The sequence below is a fragment of the Stenotrophomonas sp. YJH_SMC_91 genome, from assembly GCF_059368495.1.
The window spans coordinates 617,461-641,792 of record NZ_JCAFRT010000001.1 but is presented as its reverse complement, the minus strand read 5'-3'; the positions used below and the strand labels follow the sequence as shown (position 1 = coordinate 641,792).

Here is a 24,332-nt window from a genome sequence, read left to right as displayed (position 1 = left end):
GCTGCTGCGCGATCAACGCTAGCTGACCTTCTTCGCTACGGTCATGCCGAGCAGGAACAGCACCACGGCGATGATGATGCCGGCCCAGAACAGGAACTTGGCGATACCGACCGCGGCACCGGCAATGCCACCGAAGCCGAGCACGCCTGCGATCACACCGATGACGGCGAAGATGATGGCCCACTTGATCATGTCAAACCTTTCCCTGCGGGGACTGCGTACTGGATGATCAGGCTAGGCCGTGGCCGATGCGGCAATCGTGAACAGGCCGCGTGCGCGGCGTGAATCAGCGCGGACGGAAGCGCAGCAGCGCGACGGCAAACGCCAGGAACACGCTGCCCACCAGGCGCTCGAACCAACGTCGCGCAAACGGCTTGGCCAACCAGCGGCGAAGGCCATGGCCACCGGCCGCATACATCACGTACCAGAACAGTTCGCACGCGGCAAAGGTGGCCACCAGCACGCTGTACTGCAGCGCCTGGCCGCGTGACGGGTCGACGAACTGCGGCAGGAACGCCGCCGCGAACAGCAGCAGCTTGCGATTGCTCAGGCCCACCAGAAGGCCACCACGGAACACCTTCCACGCGCCCAGCGAGGCCGCAACCGGCGGCGTAGCATCGACCGTCACCGGCGGTGCCGGCCGGCAACTGTCACGCCATGCCTTCAGGCCCAGCCAGGCCAGATAGGCCACGCCCAGATAACGCAGCACCTCGAACAGCATCGGCGACGAATGCAGCAGCGCACTCAGGCCTGCTGCGGAGGCCGCCAGCACCAGCAGCATCGCCAGCAGGCAGCCGGCCATCGCCGGCACACTGCCACGGAACCCCAGCCCGACGCTGCGACCGAGGATATGCAGCATGTTCGGCCCCGGCGTACCACACAGAACGAACACCGTGGCGAGGAACCACCACCAGGTATGCAGGGCCATAGCGCACATCCACTTCAGAAGATCCAACCAGCATAGAGTGCGCCGGGCCTGGCGCGGCACACACAGCGCAGCATGGATGTGGTGGTTACAGATCGCCGCCATCGGCAACCGGGCACCATCTGTGCTGCAATGAGGGCTCCTGGCACGGAGCGGCGCATGAAGACCCTTGGCCTGATTGGTGGCATGAGCTGGGAAAGCTCGGCCCAGTACTACCGGCTCATCAACGAGGAGGTACGGCGGCGGCTCGGCGGTGCGCACTCGGCACAGCTGCTGCTGTGGTCGGTGGATTTCGCCGGCATCAAGCAGCTGCAGCACGAAGGCGACTGGGACACCCTGGGTGACCACATGGTCGATGGCGCGCGGCGCCTGCAGGCGGGCGGCGCCGACCTGCTGCTGATCTGCACCAATACCATGCACAAGCTGACCGATCGCATCGGGGCGGCCTGCACGGTGCCACTGCTGCATATCGCCGACCCCACCGCCCAGGCCATCGTGCAGGCAGGCGCACGCAAGGTGGGCCTGCTCGGCACCGCCTTCACCATGGAGCAGGACTTCTACCGCGGCCGGCTGCAGGATCGTTTCGGATTGGAGGTGCTGGTCCCCGAAGCCGATGATCGTCGCAGCGTGCACGACATCATCTACCAGGAATTGATCGCTGGTGTGGTCAGCGAGCACTCACGGCAGGTCTATGCCGGCGTGATCGCGCGACTGGTGGCGCGCGGTGCCGAAGCAATCATTCTTGGCTGCACCGAGATCATGCTGCTGGTACGCCCGGAGGACAGTGCAGTGCCGCTGTTCGATACCACCGCCCTGCATGCGCGGGCCGCCGTGGACACGGCCCTGGCTTGAATCAATGCGCGCCGGAGCGCGGAATCAGTCCGCGCCCTGCACTTCCAGCGCGGTGATCAGCCACTCGACCACCGCCGGTGAATCGCACAGGAAGAAGATGGCGTCACCGGAGCGTGCTTCGGTAAGCAGCCGATAGACCGTGATCGCCACCGCCGACTGGTTGGCGATGAACACTTCCGGGCTGCGCGGCCCTTCACTATGCCCGGCAACGGCATGCAATGCCTTGCGCGCAGCCACAGTGGCAGCCGGGTCCGCGCTGCGGGTCAGTTCCGGCCCGCGCAGCCCCCAGGCAACGAACACATGCTTGCCCTTGAACGTAGTGTCCAGGACCCGCACCTCGGCGCCACCTGCGTCGGCCGAGCGATGAATGACGGTACTGCTGATCAACGCAACCCCCTGTGGTCGTCGTGGTCCGCGCATCCTCCCCCACAGGCCGCCCGCACACCAGTGACGGCAGCCACAGGCTGCGCCGACAGGCGTGGAAGACATGTAAGAAGGTGTAAACCGATGCGATCGGATGTGCAGCGATGATACGGGATGTAAGCCTCTGCATGGGCTGGTGCGCACTACTAAATCCCTCCTGAGCCGCTTCCGGAACAATGCGTTCCGACGGCCCCGTGCTGGGTCATTCTTGCCGCCCGAATCCCCGCCCGAGGCTCCCCATGACCCTTCGCCCGCTGCTGCCGATCACCAGCGCCGCCCTTGCCCTGCTGCTGGCCGCCACCGCCGTGGCCGCCCAGGACTACGACACTGATCACATTCCAGCGCTGCGCTGCGAATCCCAGTTCAACAAGACCGAGCAATGCCCCATCGAGGGACCGATGCGCCTGGCCAGGCAGCTGTCGGTGACCCGTTGCGTGGAAGACCAGAACTGGGGCCAGAGCCGGCGCATGCTGTGGGTGACCGACGGCTGCCGCGCCGAGTTCGTTGCCGACGAACACGGCCGCTGGCCGGGACGTGGCCGCAGCCGTGATCGCGACAACGAGGGCGAACGCCTGGTCTGCGAGTCCTACGAGAACAAGGACAAGGAGTGCCGGATTCGCGTGCGCCATGAGGTACGGCTGGTCAGGCAGAAATCGGTGACAGCCTGCATCGAGGACCGCAACTGGGGCTGGGACCGCCGTGGGGTGTGGGTCAGCGACGGCTGCCGTGCCGAGTTTCGTGTGTATTGACTGCCGGCCGCGCGCTGGCTGCATCGAGCAGGCGTGCGTGCCAGGTGGAGTCGATAGACTATGGCCTGCACGGCAGGGAGCACGACATGGAACGATGGTATCTGGCGACGCTGCTGGCGTTGATCCTGCATCAGATCGACGCTGCGTTCTGGCAGGAATGGGCCATGTTCCATGTCCCCGGTGGCATCCAGGGCTTCCTGCTGTTCAACCTGTTCGCAGTCGGCGCCGTGCTTTGGGGTTATCGCCAGATCGTGCTGGGCACATCCACGGCGCGCAGCTATGCACTGGCTTGCGGGGGGCTCGGCATTGGCACGGCACTGATCCATCTGGCCTTTGCCCTGTTCGGTCGCAGTGAATTCCACCTGCCGCTGTCGATTGCGGTCCTGCTCGCCTGCTTTGTGTCGGGTGGCGGCCTGTTGCTGAAGCTGCGCCCGCGATGAACCGGACGTCCTCTTCTCCGCACCTGCGCGACGGCATTCCGCAGGACGCAGATGCCTTGATCGCGCTCGACAGCGTGGCAGCCACTGATCCACGGCGGATCATGCAGATTGCCGATTGGCTGGCGCACGGCGTCGTGCAGGTCGCCGAGCAGGACGGCAAGATCGTCGGCTACCTGGTCATCCATCACCACTTCTTTGGCGAAGCCTTCATTGAAATGTTGATGGTGGCGCGCGAACAGCGCAGCCAGGGCATCGGCGCCATCCTGCTGCGGCACGCGATCACGTGGCGCGGTGGCGGCAAGCTGTTCACCTCGACCAATGCCTCCAACACGGGCATGCAACGCCTGCTCGCTGCCGCCGGCTTCGTGGGCAGCGGCATCGTGCATGGCCTGGATGAAGGCGATCCGGAACTCATCTACCGCTTCGCGGAAGACTGATCAGCATCTGCAGAACGCACAAAAAAGCCCACGCATTGCTGCGCAGGCTCCTTGATTCATCACAAGTGGTCGGGACGGCCGGATTCGAACCGACGACCCTCTGCCCCCCAGGCAGATGCGCTACCAGGCTGCGCTACGCCCCGACTGATGCTGCGATGTGCCCGCCAGTGCGGCGGGCCGTGAAGTATAGCGGATTACGATGGAAATGGGATCAGCGGCGCAACAACTGCAGCACTTCTTCCAGCTCCATGCGCACCTGCTTGATGATCTGGTTGCTCAGCGCCGATTCCTCGCGGGCATCGGGGCCATCCAGGCGCAGGCGGGCACCACCGATGGTGTAGCCCTGTTCGTACAGCAGGCTGCGGATCTGCCGCACCATCAGCACGTCATGGCGCTGGTAGTAGCGGCGGTTGCCTCGGCGCTTGGCCGGCTCAAGGCTGGGAAACTCGGTTTCCCAGTAGCGCAGGACGTGCGGCTTGACGTCGCACAGCTCGCTGACCTCACCAATGGTGAAGTAGCGCTTGGCCGGGATCGGCGGTAGTTCGCGGTTACTGCCCGGATCCAGCATAAGCCTCCACCCTCTCCTTGAGCTTCTGGCCCGGACGGAAGGTGACCACCGTACGGGCGGAAATCGGAATTTCCTCGCCGGTCTTGGGGTTGCGACCCGGGCGCTGGTTCTTGCGCCGCAGATCGAAATTACCGAAGCCCGACAGCTTCACCTGACGTCCCTGTTCCAATGCTTCACGCAGCACATCGAAAAACGCGTCGACGAATTCCTTGGCTTCACGCTTGTTCAGACCGACTTCGTCGAACAGCTTTTCCGCCATCTCCGCCTTGGTCAATGCCATTGCCTGCTACCCCCGAGTGCTGCCCGCTCAGCCGCGGATCCGGGCGTGGTGTTCACGCTCGATGGCAGTGACCGCCTCGGCCACCACCGCATCCACGTCGCGGTCCGTCAGAGTGCGCGACTTGTCCTGCAAAATCAAGCCCATAGCGAGACTCTTGAAGCCCGGCTCGACGCCCTGGCCAACATAGCGGTCGAACAGGTTCAGGTCGCGCAGCAGCGGGCCTGCGGCCTGTCGGACGGTGGCCGCCAGGTCGGCCCAGGCCACCTGCTCAGGCACCAGGAACGCCAGGTCGCGGCGCACCGCCGGGAAGCGCGACAGCTCGCCGGCACGCGGCAGGCGACGGGCGGTCAGCGGCTCCAGGTCCAGCTCGAAGGCGTACACGTCGGCCTCGATCTCCATCGCCCGCGCCAGGCGCGGATGGATCTGGCCGATCCAGCCGATGGCCACGCCATCGCGGAACACCTCGGCCGAACGCGCCGGGTGGCCGTAGGCGCGGGCCGACGGACGGAACTCCAGCTGCGCGCCACTGGCAGCCGCCAGCGATTCCAGGTCGCCCTTCAGGTCATGGAAATCGACCTTGCGGGTCGGCAGGCCCCACTGCACCGCCTGCGCCTCACCGCAGACCGCAGCGGCCACGCGCGGGGTTTCCAGCGGCGCCGGTTGGCCGTCTCCGCTCTGCTGGGCAAACACACGGCCGATCTCGAACAGGCGCACGCGGCCCAGCTGGCGCGCGGCATTGCGGCCAAGCGTGGCGACCAAGCCCGGCAGCAGCGAAGGACGCATCACCGCCAGTTCCGCCGACAGCGGGTTGGCCAGCGGCACCAGACCGTCGCGCAGCTGCCACTGGGTCAGCAGCGCGTCGTCGACGAAGGCGAAGTTGACGGTTTCCTGCTGGTCACGGGCGATCAGCTGGCGGCGCACGCTCAGCGCGTCCAGCTGGGTCTCGCTCGGCATCGCCACGCGTGAGGCACCGCCCGGCAGCGTGGTCGGGATCTGCTCGTAACCGTGGATGCGGGCCAGCTCTTCGATCAGGTCTTCTTCGATGGCGATGTCGAAGCGGCGGCTCGGCGCCGTGACCTGCCAGCCCTCGGCGGTGGCAACCACGTCCATGCCAAGCGCGCGCAGGATGCGCTCGACTTCGGCATCGTCGATGCTGATGCCGAGCACGCGGGTGATGCGGGCGCGGCGCAGCACGATGGTCGCCGGCTGCGGCAGATCGGCTTCACGCACGGCCTCGGTGACCGGTGCCGGGGTACCGCCGGCCAGGTCCAGCACCAGGCGGGTGGCGTACTCGATCGCGGTGCGCGGCAGCGCCGGATCGACGCCGCGCTCGAAGCGATGGCCGGCATCGGTGTGCAGGCCCAGCTTGCGGCCACGGCCCATGATCGCGGCCGGCGCGAAGTGCGCGGCTTCCAGGAACACGGCGGTGGTCGCGTCGGTGACGCGGGTGTCGAAGCCGCCCATCAGGCCGGCCAGGCCGACCGCACGGTCAGCATCGGTGACCACCAGGAAGCTGTCGTCCAGCGCAGCATCGCGGCCGTCCAGCAGCTTCAGCGTCTCGCCCGCGCGCGAACGGCGCACGGCGATGCTGCCCTGCAGGGTGCCCAGGTCGTAGGCGTGCATCGGCTGGCCCAGCTCCAGCATCACGTACTGGGTGATGTCGACCAGCAGCGAGACCGGACGCACGCCGCTGCGGCGCAGGCGCTCGGCCATCCACAGCGGGGTCCTGGCGGCAGCATTGACGCCTTCGATGACACGGCCCAGGTAACGCGGCGCTTCGGCGCCGGCGTCGAGCTGGATCGACAGTTCGCGGTTGCCAACCGGCACGATGGCATCGGCGGCGAAATCCAGCACTTCACTGCGGGTGGCGGCGGCGACGTCGTAGGCGATGCCGCGCAGGCTGAAGCAGTCGGCGCGGTTCGGGGTCAGCTTGATCTCGATGCTGGCGTCCGGCAGGCCCAGGTACTCGACCAGGGTCTGGCCGATCGGGGCATCGTCCGGCAGTTCCAGCAGGCCGGACGCATCGCTGTCCAGGCCCAGCTCCTTGGCCGAGCACAGCATGCCGTTGGACTCGACGCCACGCAGCTTGGCCGGCTTGATCTTCAGCTCGCCGATCTGCGCGCCAACCATCGCCAGCGGCGCGACCAGGCCCGGGCGTGCGTTCGGTGCGCCGCACACGATCTGCAGCAGTTCGCCCTGCCCGGCATCGACCCTGCACACCTGCAGGCGGTCGGCTTCCGGATGGCGCACGGCTTCAACGATGCGTGCCACGACCACGTGATCGAGGCCTTCGCCAAGCGCGGTTACTTCTTCCACTTCCAGGCCGATGGCGGTCAGCACCGCGCTCAGCTCATCGCGCGAGGCGGAGGTCGGGACGTGGCTGCGCAGCCAGTTTTCGGAGAATTTCATGGTGTCACCCTGGTGGGAGGCGGGCCTCCCGTTGCGGTTTTTGGGGTCGCCCAGCGCATGCGCAAGCAGGCGTCCATCCAGAAAGCAGCCGAGCGTGGCTCGGCTCTACACGGTTGCGGCTTACGCGAACTGCTTCAGGAACCGCACATCGTTCTCGAAGAACGCGCGCAGGTCGTTGACGCCGTAGCGCAGCATCGCAAAGCGCTCCACGCCCATGCCGAAGGCGAAGCCGGTGTAGCGCTCCGGATCGATGCCGACGTTGCGCAGCACGTTCGGATGGACCATGCCGCAACCGAGCACTTCCAGCCAGCGGGTGCTGCCATCGGGCTGCTGCCAGGCGATGTCCACTTCCGCGCCCGGTTCAACGAACGGGAAGTAGCTGGGACGGAAACGCATCTCGAAATCGCGCTCGAAGAACGCGCGCACGAACTCGGCCAACGTGCCCTTCAGGTCGGCGAAGGTCGAATGCTCGTCGACCAGCAGGCCTTCCACCTGATGGAACATCGGCGAGTGGGTCTGGTCGCTGTCGCTGCGGTACACCTTGCCGGCGGCGATCATGCGCAGCGGCGGCGCGTGGTCGCCCATGTAGCGCACCTGCACACCGGAGGTATGCGTGCGCAGGAGGCGGCCGTCGCCGAAGTAGAAGGTGTCATGCATGGCGCGCGCCGGGTGGTGCGGCGGGAAGTTCAGCGCCTCGAAGTTGTGCCAGTCGTCCTCGATCTCCGGCCCTTCCGACAGCTCGTAGCCCAGCCGGCCGAAGATGCCGGTGATGCGCTCCAGGGTGCGGGTGATCGGGTGCAGGCCGGCACGGTCGCCATTGCGGCCCGGCAGGGTGATGTCGATGGCTTCGGCGGCCAGGCGCGCATCCAGTGCCGCGTCTTCCAGCAGCGCCTTGCGCTCGCCCAGCGCGCGGGTCAGCACGTCGCGGGCCTGGTTGATCGCTTCACCGGCGGCCTTGCGCTCGTCGGCCGGCAGGGCACCGAGCTGCTTGAGCTGCGAGGTGATGCTGCCGCTCTTGCCAAGCAGGGCCACGCGCAGCTGCTCCAGCACGTCGGGGCTCTGTGCGGCGGCCACATCGGCCAGCGCCTGAGTGGTGAGGGATTGGATGTCGCTCATGGGGGGCTGGAACTCCAGTCGATCTGCCATCGCGATGCGCGAAGGGCCGACCCCTGTCGCCACCGCCGTCCCCGCGCTGCCGTCGTGGCCTCGCCGGGACCCAAAAAAGAATGGGGAAGGACTTGCGCCCTTCCCCATGCATTGCCTTGACCTGACACCGTCCGAGTGAACGGTTACGGCATCGGGAAGGACTTATGCCGCCAGCGCGCCCTTGGCCTTTTCGGCCAGCGCAGCAAAACCGGCTGCGTCGTGCACGGCGATGTCAGCCAGGACCTTGCGATCCAGGGTGATGCCGGCCTTCAGCAGACCGTTCATGAAGCGGCTGTAGCTCAGGCCGTTGATGCGGGCAGCCGCATTGATACGGGTGATCCACAGCGAACGGAAGTTGCGCTTCTTCTGCTTACGGCCGATGTAGGCGTACTGCTGTGCCTTGATGACCGCCTGCTTGGCGACGCGGAAGACCTTACGGCGGGCGTTGTAATAGCCCTTGGCGAGATCCAGGATTTTCTTGTGGCGGCGACGCGCCTGTACGCCACGCTTAACTCGTGCCATTTTTCAGTTCCTCAGAGGTAAGGGAGCATGCGGTCCAGACGGCCTGCGTCTTCTGCACGGACATGGCCCGTCTGACGCAGATTACGCTTACGCTTGGTCGCTTTCTTCGTGAGGATGTGGCTACGGTTGGCGTGGCCGCACTTGTACTTGCCCGAGGCGGTCTTGCGGAAACGCTTGGCCGCTGCCCGGTTGGTCTTGATCTTGGGCATTGCAATGTCCTTGATGGGATATGACCCTGGTTTCTGACTGATCTGGCGGCGGCCTGGGCCGCTCTTTCCGTCCTGCCATGATCGGCGTACGACCCGTCCTGGGTGGGTCGAGCCGGGCATGATACAGGCAAAACCGCCCTGCCACCAGCCCCTGCAACCCTTTACCGGCGATTCACCGGCGTCCTGCAAAAGCAAAGGGACGCCAGCGGCGCCCCCTTACCCTGAACCCTTCAGCCAGGCGCCCCGGAAGGCGGCCCGTCAGGCCTCAGGTCTTCTTCTTCGGCGCGATCATCATGACCATCTGACGCCCTTCCAGGCGCGGACGGGATTCAATGACGATGTCCTCGCCCAGATCGGTCTCGATCCGGTTGGCCATTTCGCGGCCCAGTTCCTGGTGGCTCATTTCACGGCCACGGAAACGGATGTTGACCTTGATCTTGTCGCCATCTTCGAGGAACCCGCGCATCTTGCGCAGCTTGATCTGGTAGTCGCCCTCGTCCGTGACCGGACGGAACTTCACTTCCTTGATCTCGACCTGCTTGGTCTTCTTCTTGGCCTCGCTGGCCTTCTTCTGCGCTTCGAACTTGAACTTGCCGAAGTCCATGATCTTGCAGACCGGCGGATCGGCCTGCGGCTGGATCTCGACCAGGTCCAGGCCTTCATCTTCGGCCATGGACAGCGCTTCGTCGCGCGACAACACGCCGATCATTTCTCCGTCACTGCCGATCACGCGGACGCGCGGCACACGGATTTCCTGATTCTTGCGGTTCTGTTTGTTGTCAGGGGTGCTGATATTACGTTCTCCCAAGGGTATCGAACCGGTCCGGGTGCCTGTGCGCCCGGACCGGACCTTTGCTTACGCGCCCTCGGCGTGGAGCCGCTCGATGAAGGCCTGCAGGCTCATGCTGCCAAGGTCTTCGCCAGAACGCGTACGCACCGCCACAGCCCCATTTTCCTTCTCGCGGTCACCGATGACCAGCAGGTAGGGCACGCGCTGCAACGTATGCTCGCGGATTTTATAGCCGATCTTCTCGTTACGCAAATCCGAGCTGACGCGGAAGCCTTGCTCCGCAAGGGTTTTGGTCACGCCCGAGACGTAGTCGGCCTGGGCGTCGGTGATGTTGGCCACCACCACCTGGGTCGGCGCCAGCCAGGCCGGGAACTGGCCGGCATGGTGCTCGATCAGGATGCCCAGGAAGCGCTCCATCGAGCCGACGATGGCGCGGTGCAGCATGACCGGGTGCTTCTTCTGGCTGTTCTCGTCCACGTACTCGGCGCCCAGGCGGCCCGGCATCATGAAGTCGACCTGCATGGTGCCCAGCTGCCAGGTACGGCCGATGGCATCCTTCAGGTGGTACTCGATCTTCGGGCCGTAGAAGGCGCCCTCGCCCGGCAGCTCCTGCCATTCCACGCCACAGGCGGTCAGCGCCGAGCGCAGCGCGCCTTCGGCCTTGTCCCAGGTGGCGTCGTCGCCCAGGCGCGATTCCGGGCGCAGCGCGATCTTGATCTGGATCTCGTCGAAACCGAAGTGCTGGTAGACCGCCAGCGCCTGCTGGTGGAAGGCCGTCACTTCCGACTCGATCTGGTTTTCCGTGCAGAACACGTGGCCGTCGTCCTGGGTGAAGCCACGCACGCGCAGGATGCCGTGCAGCGCGCCGGACGGCTCGTTGCGATGGCACGAACCGAACTCACCATAGCGGATCGGCAGGTCGCGGTAGCTGTGCAGGCCCTGGTTGAACACCTGGATGTGGCCCGGGCAGTTCATCGGCTTGACCGCGTACGTGCGCTTCTCCGATTCGGTGAAGAACATGTTGTCCTGGTAGTTGTCCCAGTGACCGGACTTCTTCCACAGGCTCACGTCCAGGATCTGCGGGCAGCGCACTTCGCCATAGCCGCTGTTGCGGTAGACCTTGCGCATGTACTGCTCGACCACCTGCCACAGCGCCCAGCCCTTCGGGTGCCAGAACACCAGGCCCGGTGCTTCTTCCTGCAGGTGGAACAGGTCCTGCTGCTTGCCGATGCGGCGGTGGTCGCGCATTTCAGCTTCTTCGATGCGCTTGATGTACGCCTCGAGCTGCTTCTTGTCGGCCCAGGCGGTGCCGTAGATGCGCTGCAGCTGCTCGTTCTGCGCGTCGCCGCGCCAGTAGGCGCCGGAGATGCGGGTCAGCTTGAAGGCCTTCAGGAAGCGCGTGTTCGGCACGTGCGGGCCACGGCACATGTCCACGTATTCCTGGTGGTAGTACATGCCCATCGCCTGGATGTCGTCGGACATGTCCTCGATCAGGCGCAGCTTGTAGTCCTCGCCACGGGCCTTGAAGATCTCGATCACTTCGGCGCGCGGGGTCATCTTCTTGATGACGTCGTAGTCCTGGGCGATCAGCTCGCCCATGCGCTTCTCGATCGCGGCCATGTCGTCCGGGGTGAACGGGCGCTCGGAGTAGATGTCGTAATAGAAGCCTTCGGCGATCACCGGGCCGATCACCATCTTCACGTCCGGGTAGAGCTGCTTGACGGCGTGGCCGACCAGGTGGGCGCAGGAGTGGCGGATGATCTCCACGCCCTCCTCGTCCTTGGCGGTGATGATGCGCAGGCTGGCATCGTGGTCGATGACGTCGCTGGCATCGACCAGCACGCCATCCACGGCACCGGCGATGGTGGCCTTGGCCAGGCCGGCGCCGATCGACTGGGCGACCTCCATGACGCTGACGGGGTTTTCAAATTCGCGGCGGCTGCCGTCGGGAAGAGTAATGTTGATCATCGCAGTGGCTTCGTGCGGGGCCCGCTGGGCGGGCTGGAAAGCGTTCCCGGGGCGGCGCCCGGGCAATAAAAAAGCGCCGCGAGGGCGCCTGGAACACAGGGCCTTCGGGGGCAGGTCAACAGTGGGCGGTGGTAGTGCTCATGTCGCACGCTCGGCCGGCGCTGGGCGCGGGCCACCTTGTTCCAGTCAGGGTTCTACGATGATCTTAAACCAGCGCACGGGAAAGCCCAAGGGCTACCGTACGGTCGGCTGAATGTGCCTCGCTGGCGGCGTGAAATCGCAATGATTACCATGTCGGCGCAGGCCGCTCCGTGCCAGCCTGCCCGCTTTCCCCCAGGACCCCGTGATGCGCCACCCGCTCCGACCGGCTTCCGCCGGCCCCGTCCGTGCCCCGCGTTCGCCGGCCCGCTGCCGCGCCGGCCGCCCGCAATGATCACCGTCGGCCTTTCCACGCTCGGCTTCTGCAGCCTGGGCATGCTGGCAGCGATGTTCTCGGCGCTGGCCTTCTATGCCGCTTCGCCGCATTGCCGCTGGCCGCGCCTGCGCCGCGCCGGCCGCCTGGGCCGCCAGATCGGCCTGGTCGCCGCTGCCGCCGCGCTGTGGCTGTGGATGGCCGAGCTCGGCTTTGCCGCCGGCCTGGTGGCGATGTTGTGCACCTGGATGCTGGCCGCGATGCTGTTGCCGGCGCTGGCCGCCTGGCACCGTCCCGGCACGGAGTCGCCCTGATGTGGCCGCGCGCCTTCGCTGGCACCGTGGCCGGCTTCCTCCTGGCCGCGGCCGCGACCGGCCTGCTGGCATGGGTACCGCCCGGCCCCTGGCAGCGGGCGCTGGTGCCGACCCTGATCGCTTTCATCCCGCTGTGGATGCTGGCCGCCCTGTGGGCGTTCAGTTTCCGCAGCGCGCTGCGCGCCTGGCTGGTGCTGGGTGGCAGCGCCGCCGCCGGCTTCGCCATGCTCGGGCTGCTGCGCCTGACCGGCGCAGTGCAATGAGACCTCTCCCATGAAGTTCAGTTCGCAGACCCTGCGCACGTTCACCACCCTGCATACCTGGGTCGGCCTGGTGGCCGGCTTCGGCCTGTTCGTGGCCTTCTACGCAGGTGCGCTGACCCTGTTCCATCACGACCTGCCACTGTGGCAGACCCCGGGAGCCGCCACCGCACTGCCCGCCGGGCTGGACGATGCGCAGTACCTGCTGGAAGACGTGCTGGCTGCGCATCCGGAGGCACGCCGCCACGTCGGCATGACCTTCCCCGGCGCCGAACACCCGCAGCCGCTTGCGTACTGGCAGGCCGATGACGGCAGCTGGCGCTATGCCTGGCCCGGCCAGATCGCCGGCAGCCCCACACCACCGCAGACCGGACTGGCCGAACTGGTCAACGAGCTCCATTACAGCCTCGGCCTGCCCGTGGCCGGGATCTACGTGATGGGCATTGTCAGCCTGCTGTACGGCATGGCACTGCTCAGCGGCCTGGTGATCCATCTGCCGAAGCTGCTCGGCGACCTGTTCGCGCTGCGTCCGGGCCGCAACCTGAAGCAGCTGTGGCAGGACGCGCACAACGTGATCGGCGTGCTCAGCCTGCCTTTCCACCTGATGTTCGCGGTGACCGGTGCCCTGCTCTGCCTGGTGTTCGTGCAGATGGCCCTGCTCAACCCGTTGATCTACGACGGCAAGGCGCTGCAGGCGGTGCCGACGGCGATGGACACCGCGCCCGTGCGCGATGCCAGTGGCATTCCGGCACCGCCGGGCAGCCTGCGCGTGCTGCATGCGCGCGCGCTTGAAGTCGCCCGCGCACAGGGCGTGGCCAACTTCGAACCGGCCTACCTGAAGCTGGCCAATGCCGGCGATGCCAATGCCACCATCGAGATCACCGGCGAATCCACCGGCACGCTCGGCCCGCTTGGCGCGGTGGCGCTGGACGTGGCCACCGGCGACGTTCTGGCCTCGCAGCTGCCGGGCCAGCGCGACGCCAACCACGCCACGCTCAGCGCCGCCTACGCGCTGCACTTCGGCGAATTCGGCAACGGCGTGGTGGTCTGGCTGTACTTCCTGCTCGGCCTTGGCGGTGCGTTCCTGTTCTATTCGGGCAACCTGCTGTGGATCGAGTCGCGGCGCAAGCGTCGCCAGCCGCAGCAGCCGCGCGCCGGGGTGAACATGGCGCGGGCGACGGTCGGCGTGTGCATCGGCCTGTGCGTGGCGATCTCGGTCGCGTTCGTCACCGCGCTGGTGCTGGAGCGGCTGGCGCCGACAGCGGTCGATCGCGGCATCCGCTGGGCCTGCTTCGGCAGTTGGGCGGCCTGTGCGCTGTGGGCCGCGCTGCGACGCCCGGCGCAGGCCGCACGCGAGTTGCTGTGGGCGGCGGCGATCAGTACCGCGCTGGTACCGGTGCTGCACGGCGCACTCAATGGTGACTGGCTGTGGCGCGCCGCCGCGCGTGGCCACTGGCCGCTGTTCTGGGTCGACGCCATCGCGCTGGCCATGGCCTTCGGCTTTGCCCGCCTGGCAGTGGCCAGCCAGCGCCGCGCCCGCAACGGCGATCCCAACAGCGTCTGGGCCAACTGAACCTTCGCCCGGCATGCCCCGGCGCTACCTGCCATTGCGCGCAACGCCCCCTGTAGCGTCGAGCTTGCTCGACAGCTGTTGATTTCGCGCCAAGCACCGTCGAGCAAGCTCGACGCTACCCGAGCAGGATCATGCCTCGCCGGGGTAACGACTCACTTCGATCAGGTTGCCATCCGGGTCGCGGAAATACACCGATTCGATCGGCCCCAGCGCACCGGTGCGCGCAACCGGCCCCTCCTCCACTGCAACGGACTGCGCCTGCAGGTGGGACAGCACATCGACTGTCGCCATGCGCGTGACCAGGCACAGGTCGGCACTGCCCGGCGTGGGCCGCAGCGCATGCGGCTGCAGCGGGGCACTGGCCGCATGCAGATTGATCTTCTGCTGGCCGAACTGCAACGCGGTACGACCCGCGCCGAAGCGCACGACCTGCATGCCGAGCACGCGCTGGTAGAAATCACAGCTGCGGTCGATGTCGGCGACGGTGAGGACCAGGTGGTCCAGGCGTTCAAGATGGATCATGCCCGCAGCGTAACGCTGCGGGCGTGGCCATGCTGTGCGGGGTTGGGCCAATGGCGTTGCGGCATTGCGCCGGGCATCGCCTGATGCAGCTCAATCGCCGATGCGCGCCTTCTGCCACGGGCCCAGCATGGCGTTGAGCAGGCTGGCCTGTTCGTCGTCGCCGGTCAGCTCCCACATGAACACCCCGGCCAGGCCCTGCTCGCGGGCGAACTGCGCACGCAGGCCGATCGAGCGCGGGTCTTCATAGCTGATGAAGATCTTCTGCCCGGCGTTGTACAGCCACGGGCTCTGCGCCTGCGGCTGCCAGTGTTTCGTCCAACCCGGCTGATCGAGATAGCGCGCCTTGATCACCCGCCAGTCGCCGGCATCGGCCGGCGCACTGTAGGACTGGTACAGACCATCCGCTGCATCGCCGGTGACCTTGAAGCCGCGCCCGTAGAACGGTACGCCCAGCACCAGCTTCTCGGCCGGCACGCCGTGCTCGCGGTAGTACTGCACCGCGCCGGCCACGTTGTTCCAGCGCCGCAGCTCCGGGGCCAGCGGATCGGCCGGCACTTCATGCAGCGGCGCATTGAAGGTCGACACCGCAGAGAAACCGGTGCCCATGTCGTAGCTCATCAGGTTGATGAAATCGAACACCTTGGCCAACGCCGGCAGGTCGTAGCTGGCGGCCGGATCGTAGGGGCCATCGGTCTGCAGGCGACCGGCGGCCAGTGCGGCGGTCAGCAGCATCGGCTGTCGCTCCTTGCGCCCGTGCGCGTCGAGTGCCACGCGGAACGCCTGCGCGAGCCGGGTCAGATTGGCGCGATCCTGCGGGCGGTGCGCCAGCTCCTTCGGGCCGCCACTGACAGGAAATTCCCAGTCGATATCCACGCCATCGAAGCTGCCGGCATGGCGATCGAAGAACAGTGCCATGCACGAGTCGACCAGGCGCTTGCGGCTGGCCTCGGTCAGCGCTGCATCGGAGAACCCACCTGCGCCCCATCCGCCAATTGAGATCAGCGTGCGCAGATGCGGGTGCGCCTTCTTCAGCTCGGCCAGCGCCGCGAAATTCTTCGGCGCTTCGGCACCGATCGTGCAGCGCCCGTCCTCGATGGTGGAGAACGCGTAGAACAGATGGGTGAGGCGCTCGGCCGGAATGCTCGACACCGGGTAGCGCTCGGCCGAACCACCGGGGTAGTAGGCACCGAAGATCGGTGGCTGCGCGGGCGCCGCATGCACGGCAATGGGCAAGGCACCGGCAATCAGCACGGCAAGGACAGCCACGGTCTGGCGGAACATGGGATCTCCCGGTTCGAAGGCGCAGCCACGTTAGCAAACGGATGGGGCTGTGGGACGGTTGTCGCGGCATGTCGTCCAGTGGACAGGCACGCCGCATCCCTTGACGACATCGGGGCAGACATGCGATTGCCGTCATGCACTGCAGCAGGACACACACCGACGCCGGTCTCCCATGCATCGGCTAAGGTAGCCGCGGACCTCCAACCGTGCATGGACATGAGCACCGACCACAACGACATTGACGACGGCGACCTGCTGGACGACGAAATCCTCGACGAACACCAGGCACTGGAGGCACGCGCCTACGCCGTTTTCCGCGAGGGCGACCTGCAGCAGGCAGTGGCGCTGTTCGGCGAGCTGATCGCACTCGCTCCCGAAGTGCCGTATCTGCATTACATGCGCGGATTGGCGCACAAATACCTGCGCGACTGGGCTGCCTCGCTGCAGGACAACCGGCAATCAGAACAGCTGCGCGGCGAGTTCGATGAAGCCACCGCGTGGAATGCCGGTATCGCCGCCACCGGCGCCGGTGACTGGGCCGAAGCGCGCCGCCAATGGGCCCGCTGTGGCATCACCCTGCCCGAGGGCGAAGGTCCGATCGAGGGCAACTTCGGCGTGGCCTGTGTGCGCTTGGCACCGTGGTCCGATGCCGAAGTGGTGTATATGAGCCGCATTGATCCGGTGCGTGCACGCATCGACAACGTACCGCTGCCCGAAAGCGGCTTCCGCTTCGGCGACATCGTGCTGCACGACGGCGCATCAACCGGCCATCGCACCTACGGCGAGCGCCAGGTGCCGGTGTTCAACGCGATACAGCGCCTGCAGGCATCGGACATGACGACCTTCACCGTGTTCGTGCAGTGTGATTCGGCCGATGACATCGCTGCCCTGGAGGCCATCACGCTGCCAGGCATCGGCATGGTCGAGGACTGGACGGCCACCGTGCGCCGGCTGTGCCGCCGCTGCAGCTACGGCACGCCGCACCAGCATGGTGATGAGGCGCCAGATGAAGACCAATGGAGACGCGAACGTGACCTCGGCGTGGCCGCACAGGGCCGGGCTGCGGTGGAAAAGCTCATGGCGGTGTGGGGCGCTGCAGCCCCCAGCCGGGTGCTGGAGGCCATCGAACAGCGCGAGCACCCGATGAGCGCCCCGGAGCCAGGCCAGGTCTGGTGGCTGGGGGAGGACGAAGAAGGCGCGTAAGTGCAAGGACCAACGGTCCTCATCCACAGGATTCCAGGCAAAGAAAAAGCGGGCCGAAGCCCGCTTTTTCATTTGCGAAAGCGTGAGGACCAACGGTCCTCACCCACCGCACAATCAGCAATACCGATTATTCGGCGCTGGCGGCGTCGCCTTCTTCCACGGCCTTCATCGACAGGCGGATACGGCCCTGCTTGTCGACTTCCAGCACCTTGACCTTGACCACATCGCCTTCCTTCAGCACGTCGCCGACCTTCTCGACGCGATCGCTGGAGATCTGCGACACGTGGACCAGACCGTCCTTGCCCGGCAGGATGGTGACGAACGCACCGAAGTCCATGATCTTGGCGACCTTGCCTTCATAGATGCGGCCCGGTTCGACGTCCGAGGTGATCTGCTCGATGCGGGCCTTGGCGGCCTGCGCAGCGATGGCGTTGACCGAAGCGATGACGATGGTGCCGTCGTCCTGGATGTCGATCTGGGTGCCGGTTTCCTTGGTGATGGCCTGGATGGTCGAACCACCCTTGCCGATCACTTCGCGGATCTTGTCCGGGTGGATCTTGATGGTCAGCAGGCGCGGCGCGTAGTCCGACAGCTCTTCACGCGGAGCGGTCAGGCCGTGGGCCATTTCGCCCAGGATGTGCAGACGGCCAGCCTTCGCCTGCTGCAGGGCCTGCTTCATGATCTCTTCGGTGATGCCTTCGATCTTGATGTCCATCTGCAGGGCGGAAATGCCCTCAGCGGTACCGGCGACCTTGAAGTCCATGTCGCCCAGGTGATCTTCGTCACCCAGGATGTCGGACAGGACGACGAAGCGCTCGCCTTCCTTGACCAGGCCCATGGCGATACCGGCCACCGGAGCCTTCACCGGCACGCCGGCGTCCATCAGGGCCAGCGACGAGCCGCAGACCGAGGCCATCGACGAGGAACCGTTCGACTCGGTGATTTCCGAGACGACGCGGATGGTGTACGGGAAGGCTTCCAGCGACGGCATGACAGCCAGCACGCCGCGCTTGGCCAGGCGACCGTGGCCGATTTCGCGGCGCTTCGGGCCCATCATGCGGCCGCACTCACCCACCGAGAACGGGGGGAAGTTGTAGTGGAACAGGAAGTTTTCCTTGTACTCACCGGCAACGGCGTCAATGACCTGGCCGTCACGGGCGGTGCCCAGGGTGATGGTCACGATGGCCTGGGTTTCGCCACGGGTGAACAGCGAGGAACCGTGGGTACGCGGCAGCACGCCGGTCTTCACGGCGATCGGGCGGACGGTGTCCAGCGCACGGCCGTCGATACGGACCTTGGTGTCCAGCACCGAGTCACGCATGGTGCGGTATTCCAGCTCGCCGAATTCCTTCGACAGCTCGGCCGGGTTCCAGCCTTCGGCGGCCACGCGGCCAGCCAGGGTTTCGAACACGTCCTTCTTGATTGCCGAGATGGCGTCACGGCGCTGCAGCTTGTCACGCACCTGGAAGGCTTCGCCCAGGCGCGGGCCGATGGCTTCCTTCAGGGCGGAGATCAGCGCGTCGTTCTTGGCCGGGGCTTCCCAGGTCGACGGCTTGGTGCCGGCTTCGACGGTCAGCTCGTTGATCGCGTTGATGACCTTCTGCATTTCGCGGTGACCGAAGGTCACGGCGCCCAGCATCACTTCTTCGGACAGCAGCGCGGCTTCGGATTCAACCATCAGCACGGCGTTGGAGGTACCGGCGACGACCAGTTCCAGCTGCGAGTCAGCCAGTTCGCTGACGGTCGGGTTCAGGATGTACTCGCCGTTCTTGTAACCGACCTTGGCGGCGCCGATCGGACCCATGAACGGGGTGCCGGCCAGGGCCAGGGCAGCCGAGGCACCGATCAGGGCCGGGATGTCGCCGTCCACGTCCGGGTTCAACGACATGACCGTGGCGATGATCTGCACTTCGTTCTTGTAGTCTTCCGGGAACAGCGGACGGATCGGACGGTCGATCAGACGCGAGATCAGGGTTTCCTTCTCGGTCGCACGGCCTTCACGCTTGAAGAAACCACCCGGGATACGGCCGCCGGCGTAGAACTTTTCCTGATAATCGACGGTCAGCGGGAAGAAGTCCTGGCCTTCGCGCGCGCTCTTGGCGGCGACGGCGGTGACCAGCAGTACGGTGTCGTCCATCTTGACGATGACGGCGCCGCTGGCCTGACGGGCAACTTCGCCGGTCTCAAGCGTGACGGTGTGCTTGCCGTACTGGAAGGTTTTGGTGATTTTTGCCACGGAGGGTGTCCTTGGGGATGCTGTCTGCGAATTTGGACCGTCGGCGACCCTTGCCGCCAGCGGGTGGCCGGATCGTTCCGGCCTGAATCGGGGATTGCGGTACTACAAAACAAAACCGCGGCGCATCGCTGCGCCGCGGGGGATTCGTTGCTTAGCGACGCAGGCCAAGCTTCTCGATCAGGGCCTTGTAGCGCTCGACGTCCTTCTTCTTCAGGTAGTCGAGCAGGCTGCGACGGCGGTTGACCATCTGCAGCAGGCCGCGGCGGCTGTGGTGGTCCTTCTTGTGGGTCTTGAAGTGGCCGGTCAGCAGTTCGATGCGGGCGGTCAGCAGCGCAACCTGGACTTCCGGGGAGCCGGTGTCAGCCGAGCTGCGCTTGTTGTCTTCAATGACCTTCTGGGTGTCGATCGACATTTCTTTTTCTCTGTGATGCGTGGCCGGCAGGAACGCGCTTCGCGCACCGCCAGGCTCGCCGTGGACTACGAGGATGAAACCTGCGCCAGGCAGGCTGCCGGAAAACGGCCGCGAAATTGTAACGGTCGGGGGCTTCCGGGACAAGGACCGGGGCTGAACCGCCCGGGCCCGGTCAGAGGTTGAAACGACGCTGCGGGGCCAGCAGGCCGCTTTCGTCGACCTGGCCCAGGCCCTGGACAGCGTCGTCCGGACCAAACACCGCCACCAGGCCACGCGGCCAGGACAGATCGCGCTGGCGCTGGCCGACGCAGAAGCGGTGGGCCTGGTCGGCATCCAGGTCGACCCGCGGGTACTCGGCCAGGCCGGCCGCCAGCGGCAGCAGCAGCGCGTCCATGCCCGCCTCGTCACCCGCCTCGACCATCGCCCGCAGCTGGTCCAGGGTGACCATCACCGGCTCACGGAACGGCTCGACCCAGAGCCGACGCAGTGCGCTGATGTGGGCACCACAGCCCAGCGCCTCGCCCAGGTCGCGGGCCAGGCTGCGGATGTAGGTGCCGGAGCCGCAGGTCACGCGCAGCCGCAACCGTTCCGGCTGCTGCTCCAGCACCTCGATGGCATGTACCTGCACCTCGCGTTCGGGCGCTTCGATGACATCGCCGCGGCGGGCCTTCACATACAGCGGCTCACCGCCCTGCTTCAGCGCCGAATAGATCGGGGCACGCTGGCGGATGTTGCCGGTCAGCGCCGCCAGTGCGGCCTGCAGCGCTTCGGCACTGATGGCCGGCACCGGGCGCTGCAGCAGCACCTGGCCTTCGGCATCGTCGGTATCGGTGGTCTGGCCCAGAACGATCTCGGCGTCGTAGGCCTTGGCCGAGCCGAGCAGCAGGCCGGCGATCTTGGTTGCCTCGCCGAAGCACAGCGGCAGCAGGCCGGTGGCCAGCGGGTCAAGGCTGCCGGTGTGCCCCCCTTTCTCGGCGCGGAACAGGCGGCGGGCTACCTGCAGGGCGGCGTTGGAACTCATGCCGGTCGACTTGTCGAGCAGCAGGATGCCATCCAGGCGGCGGAACTGAATTCGGGTCATGGCAGAATTTTGTAGGGTCGAGCCATGCTCGACTGCCGCAGCGCGGTCTGCATCAGACATCGCGCAGCCGGAATGCAACAACGCCGGGCATGCCCGGCGCCACGCGGTTATTCTTCGTCGCTCTCGCGACGCTTCTCCGCGGCCAGCGTATCGGGCAGGTCGCGCAGGATGTTGTCGATGTGCTCACCACGGTCGACCGAGTCGTCGTAGTGGAAATGCAGCTCCGGCACGTGGCGCAGCTTCATCGCGCGTGCCAGGTCCATGCGCAGGCGGTAGCCCAGCTCCTTCAGGCCGGCCACGGCTTCGGCCGAACGTTCCGGCATCAGCGCGGTGACGAACACCTTGGCATGGGCCATGTCGCGGGTGATTTCCACGTCGGACACGCTCACCGAGGGCAACCCATGCTCGCGCACGGCGTTGTGCACCAGGGTGCCGAGTTCACGGCGCAGCTGGGCGGAGACACGGTCGGTTCGATGGAAAGTCTTGGGCACGAGGAGCTCTTCGTTCAGTTGTCGCCCGACCAACGGTCGGGCGCTACCTTTGATTCGATTGTCGCCCGACCAACCGTCGGGCGCTACAGGTCCATGGTGGGGCCCGACCGTTGGTCGGGCCACCTTGCAGCATTACAGGGTGCGCGGCACTTCGATACGCTCGAAGCACTCGATCTGGTCACCCGGCTTGACGTCGTTGTAGGCCTTCACCGCGATACCGCACTCGGTACCGTTGCGGACTTCCTCGACGTTCTCCTTGAAGCGACGCAGCGATTCCAGCTCGCCCTCGAAGATCACCACGCTGTCGCGCAGCACGCGGATCGGCTTGTTGCGCCTGACCACGCCCTCGATGACCATCGAGCCGGCAACGGCGCCCAGCTTGGAGCTGCGGAACACGTCGCGGACCTCGGCGATACCGATGATCTCTTCGCGGATCTCCACGCCCAGCAGACCGGAGGCCACCTGCTTCACCTGATCGATCACGTCATAGATGATCGAGAAGTAGCGCAGGTCCACGCCGTTGGATTCGATGATGCGACGGGCCGAAGCATCCGCACGCACGTTGAAGCCGATGACGGTGGCCTTCGAAGCGGCCGCCGAGTTGGCGTCCGATTCGGTGATGCCGCCCACGCCGGAGTGGATCACGTTGATGCGGATGTCTTCGTTGGACAGCGCCACCAGCGCCTGGCTGAGGGCCTGCACCGAACCCTGCACGTCGGCCTTGATGACCAGGTTGAGGACCTGCTGGCCCTCGCCCTTGCCCAGGGTCGCCATGATGTCTTCCATGCGGCTGCCGGCGGTGGCGACCAGGCGCGATTCACGGCGCTTGGTCTCACGCTGCTGGGCAACGTCCTTGGCCAGGCGCTCGTCCTCAACGACCACGAAGTCGTCACCGGCTTCCGGCACGCCGGACAGACCCAGGACCTGCACCGGGATGGACGGGCCGGCGAATTCCGGCTGCTTGCCGGTTTCGTCGAACAGCGCACGCACGCGGCCGTACTGGATGCCGCACACCAGGTAGTCGCCCTTCTTCAGGCGGCCCTGCTGCACCAGCACGGTAGCGACCGGGCCGCGGCCCTTGTCCAGCGACGATTCGATCACCACGCCCGAGGCGCGGCCTTCGTCGACGGCCTTCAGTTCCAGCAGTTCGGCCTGGATCGAGATGGCGTCCAGCAGATCGTCGATGCCCAGGCCGGTCTTGGCCGAGATCTCCACCATCTGGGTATCACCACCGAAATCTTCGGCCACGACCTGCTCGGACAGCAGTTCGTTCTTGACCCGCATCGGGTCGGCGTCGGACTTGTCGATCTTGTTGATCGCCACGATCAGCGGCACACCCGCCGAACGGGCGTGCTGGATCGCTTCCTTGGTCTGCGGCATGACGCCGTCATCGGCGGCCACGACCAGCACCACGATATCGGTCAGCTTGGCGCCGCGGGCACGCATCGAGGTGAAGGCAGCATGGCCCGGGGTATCCAGGAAGCTGATCACGCCCTTCGGCGTATCCACGTGGTAGGCACCGATGTGCTGGGTGATGCCGCCGGCTTCGCCGGTGGCGACCTTGGTGCGGCGGATGTAATCCAGCAGCGAGGTCTTGCCGTGATCGACGTGGCCCATGATGGTGACCACCGGCGGGCGCTGGGTGGCTTCGCCCTGGTTTTCACCGGTCGAGGCCAGCAGTGCGTCTTCGGCGTCGTTGTCGTTGGCACGGATCGCCTTGTGGCCGAGCTCTTCGGTCACCAGCGCGGCGGTGTCGTGGTCGATGGACTGGGTGATGGTGGCCATCACGCCCATCTTGAACAGCGCCTTGACCACCTCGCCGCCCTTCAGCGCGAGCTTCTGCGCCAGGTCGGCCACGGTGATCGTGTCGCCGATCGCCACTTCACGCACCACCGGCGCGGTCGGACGCTCGAAGGCGTGCGGGCCGGCATTGTTGCCACCGCGCGACATGTCGCGACGGCCACCGGCCTGGTTACGGCCGCCCGGCCGACCACGGGTGTTGCTGTTGTTGCTGTTGCCACGACGCGCACGGTCGGCAGCCGACAGGTGCATCTGGCCGGCGAAACGGTCGCCCGGGCCACGCTCGTTGCGCGGCGCGCTGCGGTTGTTGCGGTCGTCGTTGCGCGGCGGCGGCGGCGCACTGCGCGGCGCAGCCGGAGCGGCGGCCGGCGTGCGCGGCGGACGCGGCGCGGTTTCATCGATCGGAGCGCGCTTGGGCTTGGCGGCCGCCAGTGCCTCGGCAGCCTTGGCGGCGGCCGCAGCTTCCTCGGCAGCCTTCTTCTCGGCCTCTGCGCGTTCCTTGGCCGCAATCTCTTCCTCACGGGCACGGACGATGGCTTCGTCGCGCAGACGATCCTTCTCGGCCAGGGCCTGCTGTTCGGCGAGGTTGCGGGCGCGCGACTCTTCCAGCTTGCGCAGGATGTCGGCGCGCTCTTCGTCCGGCGTCATGGCGCGCGCACCATCCTTGACGTAGGTGCGCTTCTGGCGCACCTCGACATTCACGGTCGTCTTGCTGCGACCGGAATTGACCGTCACTTCCTGCTGCTTCCGGCGGTTGAGCGTGATCTTCTTTGCAGACTGATCGCTCTCTTCCGGGGCCTGCTCGGGCTTGCCGTGCGAACGACGAAGGAAGCCCAGGAGCTTCACCTTCTCGGAGCTGGTCACGACCTGGTCGGGACCGCTGAACTTCATGCCGGCACCGGCCAGCTGTTCCAGCAGTTTTTCGACCGGCGTGTTGACCAGTTCGGCAAGCTTGCGGATGGTGGTTTGCTGCGACATTCGGATCCTATGATCTTGTGGGCGCCCCCCCGCATCTGGAGGCGGCGCGGA

26 protein-coding genes and 1 tRNA gene are annotated in these 24,332 nt (G+C 66.2%); 8 read left to right on the top strand and 19 right to left on the bottom strand.

Annotated features, from left to right (window positions below):
* Window positions 1–18 precede the first annotated feature (18 nt).
* Together AC5P5X_RS02820 and AC5P5X_RS02815 are read right to left on the bottom strand one after the other, a co-directional pair.
* Window positions 19–192: a DUF1328 domain-containing protein gene (locus tag AC5P5X_RS02820; RefSeq protein WP_005410424.1), complete on the bottom strand. Its 174-nt coding sequence runs from the start codon at window positions 190–192 to the stop codon at window positions 19–21.
* 94 nt (window positions 193–286) lie between these two features.
* Window positions 287–928, bottom strand: coding sequence for a LysE family translocator (locus tag AC5P5X_RS02815; protein ID WP_111189294.1), 642 nt, complete (start codon window positions 926–928; stop codon window positions 287–289).
* 156 nt (window positions 929–1,084) lie between these two features.
* Between AC5P5X_RS02815 and AC5P5X_RS02810 the strand changes: the two genes are divergently transcribed.
* Window positions 1,085–1,777, top strand: a complete 693-nt coding sequence (locus AC5P5X_RS02810) for an aspartate/glutamate racemase family protein (protein WP_111189295.1) — start codon at window positions 1,085–1,087, stop codon at window positions 1,775–1,777.
* 24 nt (window positions 1,778–1,801) lie between these two features.
* On the opposite strand, the gene AC5P5X_RS02805 is transcribed toward AC5P5X_RS02810, so the two are convergent.
* Window positions 1,802–2,197: a hypothetical protein gene (locus AC5P5X_RS02805; RefSeq protein ID WP_044570630.1), complete on the bottom strand. Its 396-nt coding sequence runs from the start codon at window positions 2,195–2,197 to the stop codon at window positions 1,802–1,804.
* Between the two features lie 242 nt (window positions 2,198–2,439).
* Here AC5P5X_RS02805 and AC5P5X_RS02800 point away from each other — a divergent pair, with 242 nt between their 5' ends.
* From AC5P5X_RS02800 to AC5P5X_RS02790, 3 genes are all read left to right on the top strand, one after another.
* A complete protein-coding gene (locus AC5P5X_RS02800) occupies window positions 2,440–2,949 on the top strand; it encodes a DUF3011 domain-containing protein (protein WP_111189296.1) in 510 nt (169 codons plus the stop codon).
* A gap of 86 nt (window positions 2,950–3,035) precedes the next feature.
* The gene (locus AC5P5X_RS02795; protein WP_043035591.1) at window positions 3,036–3,389 is read left to right on the top strand and encodes a DUF6713 family protein; all 354 of its coding nucleotides are present in this window, start codon (window positions 3,036–3,038) and stop codon (window positions 3,387–3,389) included.
* The gene (locus tag AC5P5X_RS02790; RefSeq protein ID WP_005414059.1) at window positions 3,386–3,826 is read left to right on the top strand and encodes a GNAT family N-acetyltransferase; all 441 of its coding nucleotides are present in this window, start codon (window positions 3,386–3,388) and stop codon (window positions 3,824–3,826) included. Before AC5P5X_RS02795 ends, AC5P5X_RS02790 begins: the two co-directional genes overlap by 4 nt.
* A gap of 66 nt (window positions 3,827–3,892) precedes the next feature.
* On the opposite strand, the gene AC5P5X_RS02785 is transcribed toward AC5P5X_RS02790, so the two are convergent.
* The 9 genes from AC5P5X_RS02785 to thrS form a co-directional block, all read right to left on the bottom strand.
* Window positions 3,893–3,969, bottom strand: a tRNA-Pro gene (locus tag AC5P5X_RS02785).
* A gap of 68 nt (window positions 3,970–4,037) precedes the next feature.
* Entirely contained in the window at window positions 4,038–4,394 is a 357-nt protein-coding gene (locus AC5P5X_RS02780; RefSeq protein WP_005410431.1) for a MerR family transcriptional regulator, read from the bottom strand.
* On the bottom strand, window positions 4,375–4,674 hold the full coding sequence (locus AC5P5X_RS02775) for an integration host factor subunit alpha (RefSeq protein ID WP_005410432.1): 300 nt from the start codon (window positions 4,672–4,674) through the stop codon (window positions 4,375–4,377). Before AC5P5X_RS02775 ends, AC5P5X_RS02780 begins: the two co-directional genes overlap by 20 nt.
* A gap of 27 nt (window positions 4,675–4,701) precedes the next feature.
* Complete coding sequence (pheT, locus tag AC5P5X_RS02770) at window positions 4,702–7,083, bottom strand: phenylalanine--tRNA ligase subunit beta (RefSeq protein WP_049460493.1); 2,382 nt, start codon at window positions 7,081–7,083, stop codon at window positions 4,702–4,704.
* A gap of 120 nt (window positions 7,084–7,203) precedes the next feature.
* Window positions 7,204–8,199, bottom strand: coding sequence for a phenylalanine--tRNA ligase subunit alpha (locus AC5P5X_RS02765; RefSeq protein ID WP_005410434.1), 996 nt, complete (start codon window positions 8,197–8,199; stop codon window positions 7,204–7,206).
* A 192-nt stretch (window positions 8,200–8,391) separates the two neighbouring features.
* Window positions 8,392–8,751 carry a 50S ribosomal protein L20 gene (gene rplT, locus AC5P5X_RS02760; RefSeq protein WP_005410435.1) on the bottom strand — a complete coding sequence of 120 codons (360 nt, stop codon included), beginning with the start codon at window positions 8,749–8,751 and terminating at the stop codon, window positions 8,392–8,394.
* An 11-nt stretch (window positions 8,752–8,762) separates the two neighbouring features.
* Entirely contained in the window at window positions 8,763–8,960 is a 198-nt protein-coding gene (gene rpmI / locus AC5P5X_RS02755) for a 50S ribosomal protein L35 (protein WP_005410436.1), read from the bottom strand.
* 265 nt (window positions 8,961–9,225) lie between these two features.
* Window positions 9,226–9,768 carry a translation initiation factor IF-3 gene (gene infC / locus AC5P5X_RS02750; protein WP_005410437.1) on the bottom strand — a complete coding sequence of 181 codons (543 nt, stop codon included), beginning with the start codon at window positions 9,766–9,768 and terminating at the stop codon, window positions 9,226–9,228.
* Between the two features lie 48 nt (window positions 9,769–9,816).
* Complete coding sequence (thrS, locus tag AC5P5X_RS02745) at window positions 9,817–11,718, bottom strand: threonine--tRNA ligase (protein ID WP_005410438.1); 1,902 nt, start codon at window positions 11,716–11,718, stop codon at window positions 9,817–9,819.
* 429 nt (window positions 11,719–12,147) lie between these two features.
* Between thrS and AC5P5X_RS02740 the strand changes: the two genes are divergently transcribed.
* Genes AC5P5X_RS02740 through AC5P5X_RS02730 form a run of 3 tightly spaced genes read left to right on the top strand, consistent with a single transcriptional unit; the run spans window position 12,148 to window position 14,277 of the window.
* Complete coding sequence (locus AC5P5X_RS02740; RefSeq protein ID WP_005410439.1) at window positions 12,148–12,444, top strand: hypothetical protein; 297 nt, start codon at window positions 12,148–12,150, stop codon at window positions 12,442–12,444.
* Entirely contained in the window at window positions 12,444–12,707 is a 264-nt protein-coding gene (locus tag AC5P5X_RS02735) for a hypothetical protein (protein WP_005410440.1), read from the top strand. The genes AC5P5X_RS02740 and AC5P5X_RS02735 overlap by 1 nt, the downstream gene beginning before the upstream one ends.
* A 10-nt stretch (window positions 12,708–12,717) precedes the next feature.
* Window positions 12,718–14,277, top strand: coding sequence for a PepSY-associated TM helix domain-containing protein (locus AC5P5X_RS02730; RefSeq protein WP_005414066.1), 1,560 nt, complete (start codon window positions 12,718–12,720; stop codon window positions 14,275–14,277).
* Between the two features lie 129 nt (window positions 14,278–14,406).
* On the opposite strand, the gene AC5P5X_RS02725 is transcribed toward AC5P5X_RS02730, so the two are convergent.
* Window positions 14,407–14,799 (bottom strand): VOC family protein, encoded by a 393-nt coding sequence (locus tag AC5P5X_RS02725; protein WP_005410442.1) that lies wholly within the window; start codon window positions 14,797–14,799, stop codon window positions 14,407–14,409.
* A 90-nt stretch (window positions 14,800–14,889) separates the two neighbouring features.
* Window positions 14,890–16,080 (bottom strand): glycoside hydrolase family 18 protein, encoded by a 1,191-nt coding sequence (locus tag AC5P5X_RS02720; protein WP_012480874.1) that lies wholly within the window; start codon window positions 16,078–16,080, stop codon window positions 14,890–14,892.
* A 216-nt stretch (window positions 16,081–16,296) separates the two neighbouring features.
* Between AC5P5X_RS02720 and AC5P5X_RS02715 the strand changes: the two genes are divergently transcribed.
* On the top strand, window positions 16,297–17,283 hold the full coding sequence (locus AC5P5X_RS02715) for a tetratricopeptide repeat protein (protein WP_223846433.1): 987 nt from the start codon (window positions 16,297–16,299) through the stop codon (window positions 17,281–17,283).
* 127 nt (window positions 17,284–17,410) lie between these two features.
* Here AC5P5X_RS02715 and pnp read toward each other — a convergent pair whose 3' ends face one another.
* The 5 genes from pnp to infB form a co-directional block, all read right to left on the bottom strand.
* On the bottom strand, window positions 17,411–19,519 hold the full coding sequence (gene pnp / locus AC5P5X_RS02710; protein ID WP_005410444.1) for a polyribonucleotide nucleotidyltransferase: 2,109 nt from the start codon (window positions 19,517–19,519) through the stop codon (window positions 17,411–17,413).
* A gap of 151 nt (window positions 19,520–19,670) precedes the next feature.
* The gene (rpsO, locus tag AC5P5X_RS02705) at window positions 19,671–19,931 is read right to left on the bottom strand and encodes a 30S ribosomal protein S15 (protein WP_005410445.1); all 261 of its coding nucleotides are present in this window, start codon (window positions 19,929–19,931) and stop codon (window positions 19,671–19,673) included.
* Window positions 19,932–20,103: 172 nt separating this feature from the next.
* The gene (gene truB, locus AC5P5X_RS02700; protein WP_005410446.1) at window positions 20,104–21,012 is read right to left on the bottom strand and encodes a tRNA pseudouridine(55) synthase TruB; all 909 of its coding nucleotides are present in this window, start codon (window positions 21,010–21,012) and stop codon (window positions 20,104–20,106) included.
* A 107-nt stretch (window positions 21,013–21,119) separates the two neighbouring features.
* Window positions 21,120–21,503, bottom strand: a complete 384-nt coding sequence (rbfA, locus tag AC5P5X_RS02695; protein ID WP_005410447.1) for a 30S ribosome-binding factor RbfA — start codon at window positions 21,501–21,503, stop codon at window positions 21,120–21,122.
* 132 nt (window positions 21,504–21,635) lie between these two features.
* Window positions 21,636–24,281, bottom strand: a complete 2,646-nt coding sequence (gene infB, locus AC5P5X_RS02690; RefSeq protein ID WP_012480878.1) for a translation initiation factor IF-2 — start codon at window positions 24,279–24,281, stop codon at window positions 21,636–21,638.
* Window positions 24,282–24,332: the final 51 nt, after the last annotated feature.

Coding starts and splice junctions, on each gene's coding strand:
- AC5P5X_RS02790 (WP_005414059.1), top strand. CDS start 3,386: ATGAACCGGACGTCCTCTTCTCCGCACCTGCGCGACGGCATTCCGCAG.
- AC5P5X_RS02765 (WP_005410434.1), bottom strand. CDS start 8,199: ATGAGCGACATCCAATCCCTCACCACTCAGGCGCTGGCCGATGTGGCC.
- rplT (WP_005410435.1), bottom strand. CDS start 8,751: ATGGCACGAGTTAAGCGTGGCGTACAGGCGCGTCGCCGCCACAAGAAA.
- rpmI (WP_005410436.1), bottom strand. CDS start 8,960: ATGCCCAAGATCAAGACCAACCGGGCAGCGGCCAAGCGTTTCCGCAAG.
- AC5P5X_RS02805 (WP_044570630.1), bottom strand. CDS start 2,197: ATGCGCGGACCACGACGACCACAGGGGGTTGCGTTGATCAGCAGTACC.
- AC5P5X_RS02775 (WP_005410432.1), bottom strand. CDS start 4,674: ATGGCATTGACCAAGGCGGAGATGGCGGAAAAGCTGTTCGACGAAGTC.
- AC5P5X_RS02820 (WP_005410424.1), bottom strand. CDS start 192: ATGATCAAGTGGGCCATCATCTTCGCCGTCATCGGTGTGATCGCAGGC.
- AC5P5X_RS02720 (WP_012480874.1), bottom strand. CDS start 16,080: ATGTTCCGCCAGACCGTGGCTGTCCTTGCCGTGCTGATTGCCGGTGCC.
- AC5P5X_RS02725 (WP_005410442.1), bottom strand. CDS start 14,799: ATGATCCATCTTGAACGCCTGGACCACCTGGTCCTCACCGTCGCCGAC.
- pheT (WP_049460493.1), bottom strand. CDS start 7,083: ATGAAATTCTCCGAAAACTGGCTGCGCAGCCACGTCCCGACCTCCGCC.
- thrS (WP_005410438.1), bottom strand. CDS start 11,718: ATGATCAACATTACTCTTCCCGACGGCAGCCGCCGCGAATTTGAAAAC.
- AC5P5X_RS02795 (WP_043035591.1), top strand. CDS start 3,036: ATGGAACGATGGTATCTGGCGACGCTGCTGGCGTTGATCCTGCATCAG.
- AC5P5X_RS02715 (WP_223846433.1), top strand. CDS start 16,297: ATGAGCACCGACCACAACGACATTGACGACGGCGACCTGCTGGACGAC.
- AC5P5X_RS02800 (WP_111189296.1), top strand. CDS start 2,440: ATGACCCTTCGCCCGCTGCTGCCGATCACCAGCGCCGCCCTTGCCCTG.
- AC5P5X_RS02730 (WP_005414066.1), top strand. CDS start 12,718: ATGAAGTTCAGTTCGCAGACCCTGCGCACGTTCACCACCCTGCATACC.
- AC5P5X_RS02810 (WP_111189295.1), top strand. CDS start 1,085: ATGAAGACCCTTGGCCTGATTGGTGGCATGAGCTGGGAAAGCTCGGCC.
- rpsO (WP_005410445.1), bottom strand. CDS start 19,931: ATGTCGATCGACACCCAGAAGGTCATTGAAGACAACAAGCGCAGCTCG.
- AC5P5X_RS02815 (WP_111189294.1), bottom strand. CDS start 928: ATGGCCCTGCATACCTGGTGGTGGTTCCTCGCCACGGTGTTCGTTCTG.
- AC5P5X_RS02740 (WP_005410439.1), top strand. CDS start 12,148: ATGATCACCGTCGGCCTTTCCACGCTCGGCTTCTGCAGCCTGGGCATG.
- truB (WP_005410446.1), bottom strand. CDS start 21,012: ATGACCCGAATTCAGTTCCGCCGCCTGGATGGCATCCTGCTGCTCGAC.
- AC5P5X_RS02735 (WP_005410440.1), top strand. CDS start 12,444: ATGTGGCCGCGCGCCTTCGCTGGCACCGTGGCCGGCTTCCTCCTGGCC.
- infB (WP_012480878.1), bottom strand. CDS start 24,281: ATGTCGCAGCAAACCACCATCCGCAAGCTTGCCGAACTGGTCAACACG.
- AC5P5X_RS02780 (WP_005410431.1), bottom strand. CDS start 4,394: ATGCTGGATCCGGGCAGTAACCGCGAACTACCGCCGATCCCGGCCAAG.